At 70.4% G+C, this 18,093-nt stretch carries 16 protein-coding genes; 9 read left to right on the forward strand and 7 right to left on the reverse strand.

What is annotated here, in order from left to right:
• Positions 1-8 precede the first annotated feature (8 nt).
• Positions 9-371 carry a VOC family protein gene (locus ACIN94_RS26805; protein WP_400711490.1) on the reverse strand — a complete coding sequence of 121 codons (363 nt, stop codon included), beginning with the start codon at positions 369-371 and terminating at the stop codon, positions 9-11.
• A gap of 335 nt (positions 372-706) precedes the next feature.
• Between ACIN94_RS26805 and ACIN94_RS26810 the strand changes: the two genes are divergently transcribed.
• From ACIN94_RS26810 to secA2, 3 genes are all read left to right on the forward strand, one after another.
• The gene (locus ACIN94_RS26810) at positions 707-1,681 is read left to right on the forward strand and encodes a DMT family transporter (protein WP_400711493.1); all 975 of its coding nucleotides are present in this window, start codon (positions 707-709) and stop codon (positions 1,679-1,681) included.
• Between the two features lie 282 nt (positions 1,682-1,963).
• On the forward strand, positions 1,964-2,317 hold the full coding sequence (locus ACIN94_RS26815) for a hypothetical protein (protein ID WP_400711496.1): 354 nt from the start codon (positions 1,964-1,966) through the stop codon (positions 2,315-2,317).
• Between the two features lie 221 nt (positions 2,318-2,538).
• Positions 2,539-4,752 carry an accessory Sec system translocase SecA2 gene (gene secA2, locus ACIN94_RS26820; protein ID WP_400711499.1) on the forward strand — a complete coding sequence of 738 codons (2,214 nt, stop codon included), beginning with the start codon at positions 2,539-2,541 and terminating at the stop codon, positions 4,750-4,752.
• Between the two features lie 63 nt (positions 4,753-4,815).
• Here the strand turns inward: secA2 and ACIN94_RS26825 are convergent, their stop codons facing one another.
• The 4 genes from ACIN94_RS26825 to ACIN94_RS26840 form a co-directional block, all read right to left on the reverse strand.
• Positions 4,816-5,844 (reverse strand): ABC transporter ATP-binding protein, encoded by a 1,029-nt coding sequence (locus ACIN94_RS26825; RefSeq protein WP_400711502.1) that lies wholly within the window; start codon positions 5,842-5,844, stop codon positions 4,816-4,818.
• Positions 5,841-6,611 carry a molybdate ABC transporter permease subunit gene (gene modB / locus ACIN94_RS26830; protein WP_400711505.1) on the reverse strand — a complete coding sequence of 257 codons (771 nt, stop codon included), beginning with the start codon at positions 6,609-6,611 and terminating at the stop codon, positions 5,841-5,843. The genes ACIN94_RS26825 and modB overlap by 4 nt, the downstream gene beginning before the upstream one ends.
• A 20-nt stretch (positions 6,612-6,631) precedes the next feature.
• Complete coding sequence (gene modA, locus ACIN94_RS26835) at positions 6,632-7,375, reverse strand: molybdate ABC transporter substrate-binding protein (protein ID WP_400711508.1); 744 nt, start codon at positions 7,373-7,375, stop codon at positions 6,632-6,634.
• A 115-nt stretch (positions 7,376-7,490) separates the two neighbouring features.
• Complete coding sequence (locus tag ACIN94_RS26840; RefSeq protein ID WP_400711511.1) at positions 7,491-7,889, reverse strand: molybdopterin-binding protein; 399 nt, start codon at positions 7,887-7,889, stop codon at positions 7,491-7,493.
• A gap of 180 nt (positions 7,890-8,069) precedes the next feature.
• On the opposite strand from ACIN94_RS26840, the gene ACIN94_RS26845 reads away from it, so the two are divergent.
• Both ACIN94_RS26845 and ACIN94_RS26850 read left to right on the forward strand, forming a co-directional pair.
• Positions 8,070-8,873 (forward strand): helix-turn-helix domain-containing protein, encoded by an 804-nt coding sequence (locus tag ACIN94_RS26845; RefSeq protein ID WP_400711514.1) that lies wholly within the window; start codon positions 8,070-8,072, stop codon positions 8,871-8,873.
• A gap of 188 nt (positions 8,874-9,061) precedes the next feature.
• The gene (locus tag ACIN94_RS26850) at positions 9,062-12,022 is read left to right on the forward strand and encodes an AfsR/SARP family transcriptional regulator (protein WP_400711517.1); all 2,961 of its coding nucleotides are present in this window, start codon (positions 9,062-9,064) and stop codon (positions 12,020-12,022) included.
• Between the two features lie 101 nt (positions 12,023-12,123).
• On the opposite strand, the gene ACIN94_RS26855 is transcribed toward ACIN94_RS26850, so the two are convergent.
• Complete coding sequence (locus tag ACIN94_RS26855) at positions 12,124-12,342, reverse strand: hypothetical protein (RefSeq protein ID WP_400711520.1); 219 nt, start codon at positions 12,340-12,342, stop codon at positions 12,124-12,126.
• A gap of 558 nt (positions 12,343-12,900) precedes the next feature.
• On the opposite strand from ACIN94_RS26855, the gene ACIN94_RS26860 reads away from it, so the two are divergent.
• The 4 genes from ACIN94_RS26860 (at position 12,901) to ACIN94_RS26875 (ending at position 16,678) form a co-directional block, all read left to right on the forward strand.
• Complete coding sequence (locus tag ACIN94_RS26860) at positions 12,901-13,989, forward strand: ADP-ribosylglycohydrolase family protein (protein ID WP_400711523.1); 1,089 nt, start codon at positions 12,901-12,903, stop codon at positions 13,987-13,989.
• Positions 13,990-14,129: 140 nt separating this feature from the next.
• The gene (locus ACIN94_RS26865; RefSeq protein ID WP_400711526.1) at positions 14,130-14,672 is read left to right on the forward strand and encodes an RDD family protein; all 543 of its coding nucleotides are present in this window, start codon (positions 14,130-14,132) and stop codon (positions 14,670-14,672) included.
• A gap of 45 nt (positions 14,673-14,717) precedes the next feature.
• Entirely contained in the window at positions 14,718-15,209 is a 492-nt protein-coding gene (locus tag ACIN94_RS26870) for a hypothetical protein (protein ID WP_400711529.1), read from the forward strand.
• A complete protein-coding gene (locus tag ACIN94_RS26875) occupies positions 15,173-16,678 on the forward strand; it encodes a catalase (protein ID WP_400711532.1) in 1,506 nt (501 codons plus the stop codon). The genes ACIN94_RS26870 and ACIN94_RS26875 overlap by 37 nt, the downstream gene beginning before the upstream one ends.
• A 331-nt stretch (positions 16,679-17,009) precedes the next feature.
• Here ACIN94_RS26875 and ACIN94_RS26880 read toward each other — a convergent pair whose 3' ends face one another.
• Entirely contained in the window at positions 17,010-17,852 is an 843-nt protein-coding gene (locus tag ACIN94_RS26880; protein WP_400711535.1) for an LLM class flavin-dependent oxidoreductase, read from the reverse strand.
• Between the last annotated feature and the right edge of the window lie 241 nt (positions 17,853-18,093).

Genomic DNA, 18,093 nt, shown 5'->3' on the forward strand with positions numbered 1-18,093 from the left:
CCCTGGGTCTACCCCTTGGGCGGGCAGACGCAGAAGAGGTGTCCCTCGGGGTCGGCGAGTACGGTCCAGTTTCCCTCGCCGGGCTGGAAGTCGGGCTTGGTGGCCCCGAGCTCCAGATAGTCCTGGACCGCCCTGTCCATATCGGGGACGCGGACGTCCAGGTGGAACTGCTTGTCGGCGCCCGGCCAGGGGGCCGGCTTGCGGTCGGTGTTCAGCTGGAAGTAGATGCTCATGGTGCCGTCGCCGATGCCGGCGTAGGTGTCCTCCGCGTACTGGACCTCGTAGCCGAGGACGGCGGCATAGAAGTCGGCGAGCCTCTTGGGCTCGGCGCAGTCGATGGTCACGGCGATAAGTTGTGCGGTCGTCGTCATGCGTCCCATCGTCGCGTCCATACCTGTCAGGTGACGTCAGGATTGCCACCGGACCTCACACGAGCCGGACAACCACCGGCCACCGGACTTCACCCGAACCGGACGACCACCGGCCGACACGCCCGCCACAGGACCTCACCCGAACCGGATAATCGCTGGCCGACGCGCCGGCCGCCCCGTTACGGTGGGCCCGTGACGACGCTGATCATCTCCCCCCCGACCGCCCGCTAGCGGGCGCTCCTCTCTCCTGACAGCCGGATCCGGGCGATCCGGTGGGTGGCTGCCGCCCGCATACGTGCGGACTGACGACAACCACCTCATCTGGAGAGATCTCCATGACGCATGTCTCCGTACGGCGGGGCCTGCTGTACGTCTCCATCGCGGCGACCGCCTGGGGTACCGGCGGCGCCGCCGGGGCACTGCTCCACCGGGCGGGCGGCCTCGGCCCCGTCCCGGTCTCGTTCTGGCGCTTCGCCGCCGGCGCGGTGATGCTCCTGCTGGCATCGCGCCTCTTCGGCCTCGGACGCGCCACCGACCTCAAGCAGACCACCGGCCTCGAACAGAACTCCGACCTCGAGCGCTCCATCGGCCTCAAACGGAACACCGGCCTCGGACGTGTCACCGGCCTCGGGCGGATCACGGTCACGGGCGTGGCCATGGCCGTCTACCAGACGGCCTACTTCGCGGCGATAGCCGAATCCGGCCTGGCCGTGGCGACCGTGGTCACGATAGGCGCCACACCGGTCCTCGTGGCCGGGGGCGCGCGCCTGCTGCTGGGCGAGCGACTGGGCGCGGCCGGGCTGGGCGCGGTCGCGATCGCCCTCACCGGCCTGGCCATGCTGACCCTCGACGGCGGCTCGGCCACCTTCTCGGTGGCCGGTATCGGCTGGGCGCTGCTCTCGGCGGCCGGCTACGCGGGCGTGACCCTGCTCAACCGGTCCTCCGCCGGCGAGCCGTACGCCACCGCACTGGGCGGGTTCGTCGTCGGCGGACTCTGCCTGCTCCCCGTCGCGCTGGCCCAGGGCCTGCTGCCGCAGGGCGACCCGCTCGGGTCCTGGTCGGCCATCGCCTACCTGGGCGCGATCCCGACGGCCCTGGCCTACGGACTCTTCTTCGCCGGTCTCGCCGCGGTGCGGGCCACGACGGCAGCGGTGATCTCCCTCGTGGAACCGGTCGGTGCGGCGATCATCGGGATGCTCCTTCTGGGCGAGCGGTTCACCTCACAGGCCGTCGCGGGCGCGGCCCTGCTGCTGGCCGCCGTCGGCCTGCTCACCCTCGGCGAGAGGAGAGACTCCTCGCTGTCGAGGTGAGCCGCCGCGCGCGGAGGCCGCTCCGCCGCCGGAAGCGGCCTTTCCGATCGCCGCGCCACCACGGAGCCGTGTCCTTCCGCGCCTTCCCGAAAAACCGGCGAGTTCCCTAAAAATTGCCAGAACAAACAGACTGAAAGGCAAAGCTTTATTCGCTTGAACCTATTCCAAGAATAGGAAAACGAGTAATTAAGTCCTCCGCTCCGAACAACTCCCCTAATACCATTCCTGCCATCCACGGCCGCCGGGCGATCCCCGCTCGCGGCGCGACCAGAGGAGAAACCCATGTATGGCAGACGAAAGTTGATGGTGCTCGGTCCGGCGCTTCTTGCGACCCTCGCCCTTGGGCCGGCCTCGATCTCGTACGCCTCGACCACGTCGAGCCCCGAACCGGCGGCGGCGGCGGCAACCACTCCGCAGAGCGGAGCGGCATCGGACACGACCGCGCCGATCAGGGAGCCAAAGGGATACTGGAATGGCTACAGGGATGGCTACCGGGCCGCCGGACAGGATTGCAGCATACATGCGATGAACACCCCCCAGGCATTGGGCAAAGCGCTTCAGATGAGTGATTACGACAGGGGCTGGCTGGACGGCTACGACGATGGCTACTCCCGCTTCTGCCAAAATTCAGGTTGATCCTCCCTCTCCGCACGGAGCCCCTGTCGCTCTCGGAAAGGACCGGACGCAGACCGCGTCCGGTCCGCCCGGCGCCGCCTTCCTTCCGCGTCGGCGGTGGATCGGAACGGACCGGACTGTGTACGGTTACCCGGCGGCCCCTCCGGGACGGATGATCCGTCCGGTCGGTGCCGTGATGCGACAGCGGGAACGTGTGCCCGGGAACGGGCGTTGGAGGAAACGTGGCCTCGATATCTCAGCTTTTCAGGCGTTTCCTGGAGCGTCCCGGCTCCATCAACCTGGCACCGTTCGAGCGGACCGTGGCAGCCGCTGCGGCCCGGGAGGAGCAGCTCAAGGAGCTGGCCGAGCTGCCCCGGCCCTCGGTGGAGGACCTGGCCGAGTTCTGCGCGATCATGCGGGAGGCGGCACGGCGCACGCTGGGGCTGCGGCCGTACGACGTGCAGCTCGTGGGCATGCTCGCCATGCTGTCCGGGAACGTCGCGGAGATGGCCACCGGTGAGGGCAAGACCCTGTCCGGGGCGATGGCCGCCGCCGGATACGCCCTGCAGGGCAAGCGGGTGCACGTGATCTCGGTCAACGACTACCTGGCCCAGCGGGACGCCGAGTGGATGGGCCCGCTGTACGACTCGCTGGGCGTCTCGGTCGGCTGGATCGCGGAGTCCTCCACGCCGGACGAGCGCCGGGCCGCCTACGCCAAGGACGTCACGTACGGGTCGGTCAGCGAGATCGGCTTCGACGTGCTCCGCGACCGGACCCGCACCGACCTGGCCGACCTGGTCGTGCCGGAGCCGGACGTGGCGCTGGTCGACGAGGCCGACTCGGTGCTGGTGGACGAGGCCCGGGTACCGCTGGTGCTGGCCGGGGCCACCGACCCGGGCGACACCGTGCCGGAGATGGCCGCGCTGGTCCGCCAGCTGGTCAAGGGCTACCACTACGAGCTCGACGACCAGGCCCGCAACGTCCACCTGACCGCCAAGGGCATCGACACCGTCGAGCAGGCGCTGGGCTTGGAGCTCTATCACGACGCGGCCACGCTGACCGAGGTCAACCTCGCCCTGCACGCGCACGCCCTGCTGACCAAGGACGTCGACTACATCGTGCGCGACGGCAAGGTCCACCTGATCAACCCCTCCCGGGGCCGGGTGGCGCTGCTGCAGCGCTGGCCGGACGGCCTGCAGGCCGCCGTCGAGGCCAAGGAGACGCTGCCCCCCTCGGAGACCGGGGAGATCCTCGACTCGATCACCGTCCAGGGCCTGATCACCCGCTATCCCGAGAAGTGCGGCATGACGGGCACGGCGGTCGCGGTCGGCGACCAGCTCCGCGAGTTCTACGACCTCAAGGTGGCCGTGGTCCCGTCCAACCGGCCGTGTGTGCGGACCGACGAGCCCGACCGGCTGTTCGAGTACGCGATGGGCAGGGACCACGCGCTCGTCGACGAGATCGTCGAGGTGCACGCGACCGGGCGGCCGATCCTGATCGGCACCATGAACGTGGCCGAGTCCGAGCGGCTCTCCCTGACGCTGGCCGGGCGCGGCCTGGAGTGCGTGGTCCTCAACGCCAAGAACGACGCCGAGGAGGCGTCGATCATCGCCAGGGCCGGCGAGCGCGGCGCAATCACCGTCTCCACCCAGATGGCCGGGCGCGGCACCGACATCCGGCTCGGCGACGGGGTGGACGAGCTCGGCGGGCTGTATGTCATCGGCTCCGGCCGGCACACCAGCAGCCGCCTGGACGGCCAGCTCCGCGGCCGCGCGGGCCGTCAGGGCGACCCCGGCGGGTCGGTCTTCTTCGTGAGCGGCGAGGACGAGCTGATCACCCACTACGTCGCCGACGAGTACGCCAAGGGCGTGCCCGACCGCGCCCTCGTGGGTCACGCCCAGCGCGTCGCCGAGGGCGTCAACATGGAGATCCACCGCAACACCTGGCGCTACACCCGCCTTCTGGAAGACCACCGGAGCATGGTCCTCGGCCTGCGGGAGAAGGTCCTGCGCGGCCACTCGGCCGGTGACGCGCTCGCCGGGGCTCTTCCCGAGCGGTGGGCCGAGCTGACGGAGGCCGTCGGTGAGGAGGTGCTCCAGGAGGCCGCCCGGCAGATCGTCCTGTTCCATCTCGACCGCTGCTGGGCCGACCACCTGGCCTTCCTGGGCGAGCTGCGTGAGGGCATCCACCTACGTGCCCTCGGCCGTCTCAGCCCGATCGAGGAGTTCAACAAGGAGGCCAAGCTCACCTACGAGCGCATGCTGGCCGAGATCGAGTCCCGCTCGGTCGCCACCTTCGAGACCGCCTCCATCACCCCCGACGGCCTCGACCTCGACGGCGCGGACCTCAGACGCCCCACCGCCACCTGGACCTACCTCGTCCAGGACAACCCCTTCGGCACCGAGTGGGAGCGCATCCTCAACCGCCTCACCACCAAGGTCCGCCGCCGCCGCTGACCACGCCATACGGGGCGGATCGGTGGTGAGGGAGACCGATGCCGGCTGGAGCGGCCGCCGGCTTCAGGCGGGGTAGGCGTGGGTCTCGGTGGCCTTCAGTGCCGCCCAGACCTGGCCGCCCGGGCGGAGGTCCAGCTCGGCGACCGCGGCGGCGGTGACGTCGGCGGCGGCCTCGACCGGGCCGGTGAGGAGCACCCGCACGTGGTCGCCGTGCCGTTCGACCCCGGCGATCGTCGCCTCCCACAGGTTGCGGGGGGAGCCGTCGGGGCGGCTGCGGTAGAGCGCCACGGCGGACGGGGGGAAGGCGAGGAACACCGCGCCCGCGTTGGACTCGTCCGCGTTGAGGGTGAGGCCATCCAGCCGTACGGCGTGCCCGTCGGCGACCCCCCGGTAGAGGTTCAGCCCGACCAGGCGGGCGACGTATTCGGTGCGGGGGTGGCGGGCCACGGCCGAGGGCGGTCCCTGCTGGACGACCCGGCCGTTCTCGACCACGACGAGGCGGTCGGCCAGGACCATCGCGTCCAGCGGGTCGTGGGTGACCAGGACGGCGGCGCCCTCGAAGTCGCCGAGGTGGCGGCGGAGCCGGGCGCGGATGTCCAGGCGGGTGTGGGCGTCGAGGGCGGCCAGCGGCTCGTCGAGCAGCAGGAGGCGGGGCCGTACGGCCAGCGCCCGGGCGAGGGCGACGCGCTGGGCCTGGCCGCCGGAGAGCTCGCGGGGCCGCGCGGCGGCGTGCTCGCCGAGGCCCACCCGCTCCAGCCACTCCCGGGCGACGCGCCGGGCCTGCCTTTTCGGCATGCCCTGGCAGCGCGGCCCGAAGGCCACGTTGTCCAGCGCGGACAGGTGCGGGAACAGCAGGTAGTCCTGGAACACCATGCCGATCGGGCGGCGCTCGGCGGGCAGCCGGTGGATCGGCTCGCCGTCGAGGTCGATGTGGCCGCCGGTGAGCGGCAGCAGCCCGGCGAGGACGCGCAGCGCGGTGGTCTTACCGGCGCCGTTCGGGCCGAGCAGGGCGACCGTCTCTCCCCCCGCGACGTCCAGCTCGACGTCGAGGCGGAACCTCGGCCGCTCGACGACCAGTCTGCTGCTGATCACGATGTGCCGACCCACCGGTCCCGGAGACTGACCAGCACGGCCACCGAGACCGCGAGCAGCACCAGGCTCAGCACGATCGCGGCCTCCGGGTCGGTCTCCAGCGCCAGGTAGACCGCGAGTGGCATGGTCTGGGTCCGGCCGGGGAAGTTTCCGGCGAAGGTGATGGTGGCCCCGAACTCGCCCAGCGCCCTCGCCCAGCACAGGACGGCTCCGGCCGAGACGCCCGGCGCGACCAGGGGCAGGGTGACCCGGGTGAACACCCGCCAACGGGAGGCGCCCAGGGTCGCCGCGGCCTCCTCGAACCGCAGGTCGGCGGCCTTCAACGCGCCCTCCACGCTGATCACCAGGAACGGCATGGCCACGAACGCCTCGGCCACCACGACCCCGGCGGTGGTGAAGGGGAGCGAGATGCCGAACGTCTCGTGCATCCACCGCCCGGCCAGCCCGTTACGGCCCAGGACCAGCAGCAGCGCCACGCCTCCGACGACCGGCGGCAGTACCAGCGGCACCGTCACCAGCGCCCGGACCAGCCGCCGTCCCGGGATGTTCCCCCGGGCCAGCACCCAGGCCAGCGGCACGCCGAGCAGCAGGCAGATCAGGGTGGCGAGGGTCGCGGTGACCAGGGAGAGCCGCAGGGCTTGGAGCACCTGCGGCTCGGCCAGCCGCTCCCCCATCGTGGGCCACGGGGCCCGCACCAGCAGACCGGCCAGCGGCAGCACCAGGAACGCCAGCCCGACGACCGCGGGGGCCACCAGCACCCACGGCATCCGCCCCGCCACCCCTCTGGTCAAGGGGCCTCGAAGCCGGCCGCGACCAGCACCTCTCGGCCCTGCGAGGAGAGGACCAGATCGACGAAGTCCTTGGCCGTGTCTCCGGCGGGCGCCTTGGACAGCACCGCGATCGGGTAGTCGTTGACCGCCTGGTCGGCCTCCGGGAAGGCGATGCCCTCGACCTTCCCGGAGGCCGCCAGGACGTCGGTCCGGTAGACCAGGGCGGCGTCGACCTCGCCGAGCTCGACCTTGGTCAGGGTGGCCTTCACGTCCTGTTCCAGGGTGACCGGGGTGACCTTCAGGCCCGCTGCGTCCAGCGCCTTGGCGGCTGCGGCCCCGCAGGGGACCTGGACGGCGCACAGGGCGACCTTGATCCCCGGGTCGGCCAGGTCCTTCAGCGTGTGGACCCCCGCCGGGTTGCCCTTGGGGACCGCGATCTGGAGCCTGTTACGGACGAAGACGACGGGGTCGCCCGCCAGGGAGGCGTCGGTGACGGTCTTCATGGTGGCGGGGCTGGCCGCGGCGAACACGTCGGCGGGCGCGCCCTGGGTGATCTGCTGCGCCAGCGTGGCGCTGGAGCCGAAGTTGAACGTGACGGCCACACCGGGGTGGGCGGCCTCGAAGTCCTTGCCGAGCCGGGTGAAGGACTCGGTCAGGGAGGCGGCGGCGAACACCGTCACGTTCCCGGCTCCGGCTCCGGCCTCGCTTCCGGAGCCGCAGGAGGTCAGCGTGAGCAGGACGGCCACCAGTACCGGCGCCATACGGGTCAGTCTCAATTGAATCTCCAGCGATCGGGGGGTCTGGGCACTTCTCCGGCGGCCGAGGCTCGGCGGTGTTCTCCGGCGGCCGGGGAGTCTCGGGTGTCCTCTCCGGCGGTCAGGGGACCTGCGGCACCTCGACGACGACGGTGGTCGACTTCACGACCGCGACCGCGACGACGCCCGGTTCCAGCCCGAGCTCGTCGGCCGACTCCCGGCTCATCAGGGACACCACCCGGAATGGCCCGGCGGCGATCTCCACCTGGGCCATCACGGTGTCCTTGATCACCTCGGTCACGATCCCCCTGAAGCGGTTGCGCGCCGAGGACACACCGGCGGCGTGGTCGTCGCGCCCCGACTGGGACCGCGCGAACGCGGCCAGCTCGGTGCCGGAGACCAGGCGGTGACCGTACTCGTCCCGCCACGCGGGCAACCGGCCGGCGTCGACCCAGCGGCGCACGGTGTCGGCACTGACTCCGAGGAGTGCCGCTGCCTCACTGATCCGGAACGTCGTCACAGCCCCTCACCCTATACCTCGCTTTTTCCACCATCAACAGCGATATGCATCGATTAATGCGAGGGCAAAATGAGCTATTGGCTTGTATCTGCCATGACAGGCCAGAGCCGGTGGCATCACGGTGTTCATTATGTGGCCGGTAATGGTTTCGCCACACGGTGCCCGGTTATCGTGTGATCTGTGACTCCCCCCAGCGCGTCCCGGCCAGTCGGTGAACTTCTGCGCCAGTGGCGGGAGCGCCGGCGGATGAGCCAGATGGACCTCGCCATCCAGGCCGACATCTCCACCCGGCACCTGAGCTTCGTGGAGACCGGCCGGTCCAGGCCGAGCCGGGACATGATCCTGCATCTCGCCGAGGAGCTGGACCTTCCGCTCCGCGAGCGCAACCACCTGCTGCTCGCGGGCGGGTTCGCACCGCTCTACCGGGAGACACCGCTCAGCTCACCGCAGATGACCTCGGTCCGGGAGGCGCTGGGCCAGGTGCTGAGCGGGCACGAGCCGTACCCGGCGGTGGTCGTGGACCAGCGCTGGAACCTGATGGACCGCAACCCCGCCACCGGCGTACTGCTGCGCGGCGTCGCGCCGGAGCTGCTCGTCCCGCCGGTCAACGTGCTCCGGCTGAGCCTGCACCCCAAGGGGATGGCCCAGCGGATCATCAACCTGGGCGAGTGGCGGGCCCACCTGCTGCACCGGCTGCACCGGCAGATCAGCCTCACCGCCGACCCCGACCTGGCCGCGCTCTGGCGCGAGCTGGACGACTACCCCTGCGACCAGCCGGAGCCCGAGATAGAGCGGCCGGGTCCCGCGGACATCGTGATCCCCCTGCGGCTGCGCCGCGGCTACCGGGAGCTCGTCTTCTTCAGCACGATGACCACCTTCGGCACCCCGCTGGACATCACCGTCGCCGAACTGGCCATCGAGGCCTACTTCCCGGCCAACCCCGAGACCGCCGCCTACCTGCAACGCCAGCACCACCCGGACTAGGGCGTGCGCTCCCCCAGCCGGTCCGCAGGCGATTCACCGGATGCCGGCCCGGTCCGATCCGGCATCCGCTCCCTACCGTGACGTGATCATCCGAGCTATTCTCACCGGGACCAGGCGCAACCGCAGGGTTCCGGAAGCGGTGCGGTTCACACCGGCCCCGGAGATCTACGCACCGTTCGGGGGCTTCTGTGAGGTTCCAGGTACTTGGCGATGTCGCGCTCGTCATCGACGGGCGTCCGGTGCCGCTGTCGTCTCGGAGGCAGGAGCAGTTGCTGGCGCTGCTCATCTGCGCGCGGGGGCGCGTGGTGGCGTCCGAGACACTGATCGACGCGATGTGGGGAGAGCAGCTCGGACCGCGCGCCGGCAAGAATCTGCAGGTGCTCGTGCATCGGCTACGCAGAAAGCTGGACGACCCCGAGCGGATCCGGCACGACCGCTCGGGCTACGCGCTGTCGGCGCGGACGGCGGAGGTGGACGCCTGGCACTTCGCCGATCTGGCCGAGCGCGCCAGGCGCGCTCTGGACCTGCGGGATCCGGAGACGGCGGCCGCCCTGCTGAGAGAGGCGCTCGCGCTGTGGCACGGCCGTGCCTTCGCCGGCCTGGACGACGTGGCCTCGCTGGCGATGGCGGCGGAGCGGCTGGAGCAGGACCGCCGGCGAGTGCTGACCGAGCGCATCGACATCGACCTGGCGCTGGGCAGGCACGCCGAGATCATCCCCGAGCTGATCTCGATGGTCGCCGAGGACCCGCTGGTGGAGTCCGTGGCCGCCCGGCTGATGGTGGCGGCGCACCGCGCCGGGCAGCGTGCGGAGGCGCTGAGGACCTATCGGCGGACCCGCGCCGTCTTGGCCGAGGAGCTGGGGTTGGAACCAGGGCCGCAGCTGCGCGCGCTGGAACAGGCCATCCTGCGCGGGGACGCTCAGATCGGCCTGGACCCTCACCTGGGAACGGAGCCGGCGTCGGGGAGGCCCACGACCGCCGCACCGCACCCCGCGCCCTTCCTGCTCCCCGCCGCGGCGGGCGATCTCACCGGACGCGACGACGAGCTACGCCGGCTCACCGCGATCCTGCGTGACCGCGCCACCGCGGCACCGGTGATCTGCGCCGTCTCCGGCATGCCGGGGGTGGGCAAGAGCGCACTGGCCATACGGGCCGCCCACGAGGCACGGAACGAATTCCCCGACGGCCAGCTGTATGTGAACCTGCGTGGCGCGGGAGCCGAGCCGGTCGACCCCTCGCACGCGCTCGGCCGGTTCCTGCGCGCGCTCGGCCTGCCGGGCACCGCCATCCCGGACGGCCTGGACGAACGCGCCGAGGTTTTCCGCGCCCGGCTCTCCGGCCGGCGCGTCCTGGTGCTGCTGGACGACGCGGCCGACGAGTCCCAGGTCGGTCCGCTCATTCCGGCGGGGGACGGGTGCGCGGTGATAATCACGAGTCGAGGCGCGCTGACCGCGCTGCCCGGCACGCACCGGCTCCTCCTCGGGGTCCTCGAAAGTCCCGCCGCCGTCGAACTGCTGAGCAAGATCACCGGTCGGACCGAGCTGATCGCCGGCAGCGCCACAGCCGAGCACTTGGCGGAGCTCTGCGGACGGCTGCCCCTGGCGCTCCGGATCGCCGGGGCGCGGCTGGCGGCACGGCCGCACTGGACCGTCGACCGGCTGGTCTCCCGGCTCGCCGCCGAGCATGACCGGCTTGACGAACTCACCCACGGAGCCCTGTCGGTAAGGGCCAGCCTCGCCCTCGGCTACTCCGGGCTGACCGAGCCCTGTCGCACCCTCTTCCGCCGCCTCGGGCTGCTGGAGGCCCCGGACTTCGCCGGCTGGGTCGCCGCCGCGCTCCTCGACACCGACCCGAACGACGCCGAGGACGTGCTGGAGGGGTTGATGGAGGCGCAGCTCGTCGGGTACGCGGGCCTGGACGGTATCGGCGAGCCTCGCTACTGCGTCCATGATCTGGTACGGCTGCACGCCCGGGAGAGGAGCGCGGCCGAGGAACCGCCCGGTGCCACCGACGCGGCGCTGACCCGGCTGACCGGGGCCTACCTCGCGCTCGCCGAGCGGGCACACCGGCGGCAGTACGGCGGCGACTACACCGTGCTGCACGGCGGCGGACCGCGCTGGGACTGCGGACCGGCCACCTCTCGCCGGCTGCTCGCCGACCCGGCCGGCTGGCTGCGCAGCGAACGGCTCGGCCTGGTGGCGGCCGTGGACCAGGCGGCCCGGCTCGACCTGAGCGAGACCTGCTGGGACCTGGCGATGACGGCGATCACGCTGTTCGAGGCGCAGGGCCACTTCGACGACTGGCGGCACACCTCGGAGACAGCGCTGGCCACGGCCCTGCGGACGGGCGACCCGCGTGGCGAGGCGGCGATGCGCTACGCGCTGGGCACGCTCGAGCTGTTCCGGCAGCGTTACACCGCCGCCCGGCCTCACTTCGACGCCGCGCTGCCGCTCTTCGAGGCGGTGAACGACCGGCACGGCCAGGCGCTGACCCTGCGCAACGCGGCACTGATCGAGCGGGTCGAGGGACGGGCCGGGACGGCGCTCCGCCGTTACCGGCGGGCGCTGAGGATGCTCCGCGAGGCCGGCGACCGGCATGCCGAGGCCCACGTGCTCGGCAGCGTCGCCCAGATCCACATCGAGCACGGCCGTGCCGACGCGGCGACCCCGCTCCTGGAGACGGCGCTGGCCGTCTACCACGATCTGGGCGACCTGCGGGGAGGCGCCCAGATTCTCAACCGGATGGGCGCCCTGCACCTGCGGCAGGGCCGCGCGGAGCAGGCCGAGACCGCCTACCGGCAGGTGATCGCGGCGGCCCAGGCCGCCGGGGACCGGATCGGTGAGGCGTACGGGCTGCTCGGAATCGGCGAGGCCCGCCTGCTGGCCGGCGATCTCGACGGCGCCGGCGATCAGCTGCGATCCGCTCTCCGCATCGCCACCGAGGTCGGCGAGCCGTTCCTGGCCGCCCGCGCCAGGCTGGCCGCCGGCCAGGTCGCCGCCGGGCGCGGCGACCCCGAGCTGGCCAGGTCGTTGCTGGGCCAGGCCGTCCAGGCGTTCACCGAGATCGGCCTGCCGGTCTGGCACGACCGCGCGATGGACGCGCTCCGTGTCCTGGACGGCATGCTGACCCGGCCGCCCCTGCCGTGCTGATCGTGCGGGGATGTCACCACGCTCCTTCGCCCCGCGGGCCTCGACGGCTGCCGCGGAGGGCCGGGGGCGGTCCATGCCACCCGGCCACCCGCGGCAGAACGTTAGTCGTTGTGTCCCATCCAGTGGCTGTCACAGGGCTTTTCGGGGGTTGGCCTACAGGGAGGCTCGATCGAGTCGTCCTCGATCGGGTCAGCCGTAATCGGGCCGGCCGCGATCGAGCCGGCCGCGATCGGGTCGGCCGCGAACTGCGGAGAACCGGCCACCCCTGCCAGCCCCATCACCACGACCAGCGCCAGCAGTGCTGATCTGATCTTCTTCATATCTCTCCTTGTCAGCGCTCACAGAGCAACTGGGATGAAAAAGCTCTAACCGTGGACAAGCCTCGGATCATCGACGAAATCTGTGATCGTCCGGATCAGCCATCAAGGCGGCCTTTGGGCGCGATGGACGGCCGGCTACGGTCGATGATCATGGCGCGTCACTGTGACCAGGCGCTGGTACCACTGGTGACGGTCCGGGGTCGGCCACCGCGGGCTGCGAGAGGCCGACGAGGAAGGAAGCGACCGGAGCGGGCGCGGTCAGCGCGGCGGCGAGCCATGGCCCACGACGCCCCCGGCGACATTTCGTTGAAACCGAACATGGACGGTCACCTTCACCTCACGGGCAACTTGGACGCCGCCCCCTGGCAGCGTCGATGCTGATTGAGGCCAAGGTAGAGAGCGCCGGTTTCACGGGGGTTTCACCTCACGAGGATCACTGGCCACGGCCGGCGCAGAGGTGCGGGACAGCGGACTCGCTGATCGTGATGGGCATCACATGATCATGATCGTATGCTTGCACAGACCATCCGATATCCCCCCGGCGGAGGCCAGAGGATCATGTCCGTGCCCCGTTCCACCGATGACCTTCCGGACCACCGCAGCCGCGTGCGAGGCTGCCTGCTGGGTGGCGCGCTCGGCGACGCGCTGGGAGCCCCCATCGAGTTCGAATCGATCCGGAGGATCCGCGGGCAGTACGGCCCTGCGGGAGTGACCGGGCTGGTCACCGACTGGCGCGGCAAGGTCGGCCTGATCACCGATGACACGCAGATGACGCTGTTCACCGTGGAGGGCCTGATCCGCAGACCCGAGGTCGCCGCCATGCGGCGGGCCTACCTGCGCTGGCTTGACACCCAGCAGCACCCCTCCCCTCCCCCCGCCGACGACGTGGTCCGCACCGGCTGGCTCCGCGAGCAGCAGTGGCTCTACGCCCAGCGGGCCCCCGGCAACGCCTGCCTGTCGGGACTGCGCAACGGGCTGGCAGGCGACCTCGCGCCGCTCGGTGCGCCCGGACCGGTCAACCCCGGCTCCAAGGGCTGCGGGACCGTCATGCGCTCGGCCCCCTTCGGCCTGGGCGCGCCAAGCCCCCGGCACGCCTTCGAGCTGGCGGCCGAATGCGCCCAGATCACCCACGGCCACCCCACCGGTTACCTCGCCGGCGGAGCCCTCGCCGCCATCGTCCACTTCCTCATGGAGGGCGGATCGCTCGCGGAGGCCGTACGGAGGACAACGGATCTGCTGGCGGCCTACCCCCGCCATGAGGAGACCACCCGGGCGCTGCGCGCCGCCGTCTCCCTGGCGCTGGAGGGCGATCCCGGCCCGGAGAAGGTCGAGTCGCTCGGCGAGGCCTGGATCGCGGAGGAGGCCCTGGCCATCGCGGTCTACTGCGCCCTGGTGTATCCCGAGGCACGCGACCTCCCGCAGGCGTTGCTGCTCGCGGTCAACCACTCCGGCGACAGCGACTCCACCGGCGCCATCTGCGGCAACCTGCTGGGAGCCATCCACGGCGAGACGGCGCTCCCCGCCGAGTGGCTCGCCCGCCTGGAGGGCCGCGAGGTCACCATCGAGCTGGCCGACGACTTCGCGGCGAAGTCGGCCGAGGGCCACGAGGTCACCGAGGCGTGGCTCGGCAAGTACCCCGACAGCTGACCTCCGGAAGGCCCCCGGCAACCGACCCCCAGAGAGCTCCAGCCCCTCCGGCACGGTCCCGTGCCGCCGTCGCCTCCACTCCGTGACCGCTGCGGTGCCGAGCACCCTCGCACAGCGTTCCCGTACATGAAAGGACGGCTATGCCATCCCCCTCATCGAGAGGCACCGGTGCTCGGACGCTCGCCTGGCGCCGCATCACCGCCTGGCTGATCGACTGGCTGTGGATCCTCATCCTTCCGGTGCTCCTGGTGCCCATCGGCGTGACCCTCTACGCGACGGGGTTCCGGCTGCCCACGTGGGGGTGGAACCTCGTCTCGTTCCTCATCCTGGTCATGCCGGTGACCCTGTGGGCCGCCTGGCGTGAGTCCGGCCGCTTCCAGGCCACCCCGGGAAAGCGGGTCAGGGGGTTGATGGTCGTCGACGCGCGCTCCGGGCAGCCGGTCGGCTTCGGCCGCGCGCTGCTGCGCAACACCGTCAAGATCGCAATCCCCTGGGAGCTGGGGCACACCGTCGCGTTCCACTTCGCCACCGGCGCCGGGGAGCAGCCTCCGGGATATCTGGTGGTCCTGACCGTCCTCACCTACGCCCTCATGTTCGGCTGGGCCGGCTCCCTGTTCCTGCCGTCCGGCCGCACGCCGTACGACCGACTCAGCGGAGCCCGGGTCATCCGGCGAGACGCTTAGACGATTCCAGGAACTCGGCCGCCGCGCGCCGACGACCCGGCCAGCGTGGCCGTCATCACCCAGTTCCGCCAGGAGGGCCATTGGGAACCGGCTACCGAAGCGGCGACCCTGCTCCGCGACGCGATCACCGGGACGCTCGAACCGATCGCTCAGGAAGCTGAGGATCGGACCGTCGACCGCGACGTCACGCTGGAGCCCATCTTCAGCGTGTTCCAGGATCGGCTGCCGGCGCTGCCCGCCTCCTGGGAGGCCGTCGTAGACCTGGTCCGGCGTCAGCACCTGGCCAGCCTCGGGCACTACGCACGCCTGGGAGCGAAGACCTCGGCGCGCGTCACCGCCGAAGCAGACCCCCACCGCGCGACGTCGCCACTGGCCTCTCAAGCCATATCCGTCCGATTCTCGGCGAGCTCTACGTCGACCCCGACTCATGCACAGTCACATAAAAGATCTTCATCTGCCGGTATTGGCGATTGCTCCTGGGTGCCGGAGCGGTTGCAACCATGTCGTGGGAGAAGAGTAGGGGGAAAAGGGAATTGAGTGACCAACCGCCAAACACGACCACGGACGCCGGTATCCCCGCGCCCAGCGATGAGTACTCACTCACGGCCGGTCCCGCCGGCCCTGTGCTGCTGCAGGATGCCTACCTGAACGAGAAGCTGGCCCACTTCGTCCGTGAGCGCGTCCCCGATCGTGTGTATCACGTCAAGGGCGGCGGTGCCTTCGGCTATTTCGAGGTGACCGCCGACGTCACTCAGTGGACCAAGGCCGCCTTTCTCAACCAGGTCGGTAAGCGCACACCGATGCTCGTGCGCTTCTCGTCGGTGGCCGGTGAAGAGGGCTACCCGGATTCCGACCGAGACGTGCGTGGCTTCGCCCTCAAGTTCTACACCGAAGAGGGCAACTACGACCTCGTCGGCAACAACACGCCGGTCTTTTTCGTGCGTGACCCCATGAAGTTCCCTGACTTCATTCACTCGCAGGAGCGCCTGCCCGATACCGGCCTGCGCAGCAACAACATGCAGTGGGACTTCTGGACGCTGTCGCCCGAGTCGGCCCACCAGGTGACGATCCTGATGAGCGACCGGGGCACGCCGCGCTCCTGGCGGCACATGAACGGCTTCAGCAGCAGCACGTACCTGTGGGAGAACGCCGCGGGCGAGAGGTTCTGGGTCAAGTATCACTTCAAGACCGAGCAGGGCATCCAGAACATGACCGACGCCGAGGCCAGGGCCATGCGCGCCGAGGACCTCGACTGCCACCGGCGTGACCTGTGGGAGGCGATCGCCCGCGAGGACCACCCGTCCTGGCGGCTTGAGATGCAGATCATGCCGTACCAGGACGCGGCCGGCTACCGCTTCAACCCATTCGACATCACCAAGGTCTGGCCGCACGAGGACTACCCGACGATCCCCATCGGCCGGATGGTGCTCGACCGCAACCCCGAGAACTTCTTCGCCCAGATCGTGCAGGCCGGGTTCGAGGTGTCGAACATGGTCCCGGGCATCGGGCCCAGCCCGGACCGGATGGTGCTGGGGCGGATGTTCGCCTACGGCGACTCCAACCGCTATCGCACCGGCCCGAACTATGACCAGCTGCCGGTCAACCGGCCGATCAACGAGGTGCACAACTACAACAAGGACGGCCCGATGCGCTACCGCCACAATGGGAACCAGCCGGTCTACGCGCCGAACAGCTACGGCGGCCCGCGGGCCGACCCGCAGCGCTACCGCGATCCGGGCTGGCTTGTGGAGGCGGCCGAGATCATACGCACGGCCTACGTGGCGCACCGGGACGATAACGACTTCATCCAGCCCGGCACCCTTTACCGCCAGGTGATGTCGCCAACCGATCGGGACCATTTGGTCGGCAACATCGCCTGGCACCTGAGCCAGGGGGTGGAGCGCTTCATCCAGGAGCGCGCGGTCAACGACTACTGGAGCAAGGTCGACCCCGACCTCGGCACGCGCATCGCCCACGATCTGGGTCTGGCGACTTTAGCGCGGTAGAGGGGCGCCAACGGGGACTTGGTCGCGGACAAGTCCGGCGCGACCCGACTCGGCTCCGTACCGCTGCTGAAGTTCTTCGAGCTGGAGAGCCCGGTTCCTCCAACCCATCGAGGACTTCCCGCAGGCCGCGGTCGACTACGTGGCCGCCGTCGTGAAGGTGTCGGCGCAGGCCCTGGCGAAATACGACCTGTCCTCCCCGTCCGGCCAAGGCTCACCGTACGCAGATCCGTGAGGCGCTCGGCTTCCGTCCGGCGACTCGCGCCGACGAGCAGTGTCTGTCGGAGTGAGTGCGGGTGGGATACAGGTCGTCGCCAGAGATCGCCGGTAGCGGTCAGGCGAGGAGGTCGGCCAGGCGATCTACTTGGTCCGGGTCGTGGGCCCAGCAGTAGAGCATCACCTCGTCGGCGCCGAGATCGGCGAACCCGGTGATGGTGGTGCGGATCTGGTCGGCGGTCGTCACCATGTGGACGTCGTAGGTGCCGGCCAGGGAGGCGTAGTAGGAGCCGATCGTCTGCTTGGCGTCCTCGACCACGCTGTCCGGGCCCAGGGCTACGTTGACCTGGCCGACCAGGCGCGCCCTGCCCGCACGTCCCGCCGCGCCCCATTCCTTTTCGACCATGCGGAACAACGGGTCGGTGCGTTCGACGGGTACGGCGCTGAGGTAGCCGTCGCCCCAGCGCGCGACGCGTTTGAGGGCCGCTGGGACGAAACCGCCGAACAGGAGCTCCGGGCCGTTTACGCGGGTGGGGGCGGGGCCGATGGGACCCACCTGATCATCGTGGGGTTGACCCGACCAGATGCGCCGCAGGACCGGCATCATCTCATCGACGCGGCGGCCCCGCGTGGCATAGTCCGCGCCCACGGCCAGGTAATCTTCGGGCCGTGCGCCCACGCCGATACCGAGGGTGAGGCGTCCGCCGGAGATCCGGTCCAGGGTCGCGCACTGCTTGGCCAGCAGCACCGGCTCACGCAGTGGCGCGAGTAGCACCTCGGTCTGCACGCGGATCCTTGTGGTGGCCGCGGCGATGGCGGCCAAGGTGATCAGCGGCTCTGGGTTGTCGTACACGATGCGATCGAGCAGCCCCATCGTGGTGAACGGCCCGGCATCCGCGCGCCGTGCCCAGGTCAGCAGCGAGGGAGGGTCGCTGATGGGCAGGCCAAGACCGACCTTCATGTTCTCTCCACTTCCGCGATGGGCGCGTCACACAGGCTTCCGTTGCACAGGTGTGCACCTGCACACGGGATCTACCCGACACGAACATTAGGTAGTTGAGTAACTTCACAAAATGACTTTTAGCTCTGGCTCGCTAAGATCGCCGTACTCGACGAGCGTGCGCACGAGCTTCTGCGGACGTGCGCCGCGTCATATTCGGCCTCGTCGCGGCCTACGGGTGTCGACGACAGGTGAAAACTGA

Source organism: Streptosporangium sp. NPDC087985 (assembly GCF_044741965.1).
Lineage (GTDB): Bacteria > Actinomycetota > Actinomycetes > Streptosporangiales > Streptosporangiaceae > Streptosporangium.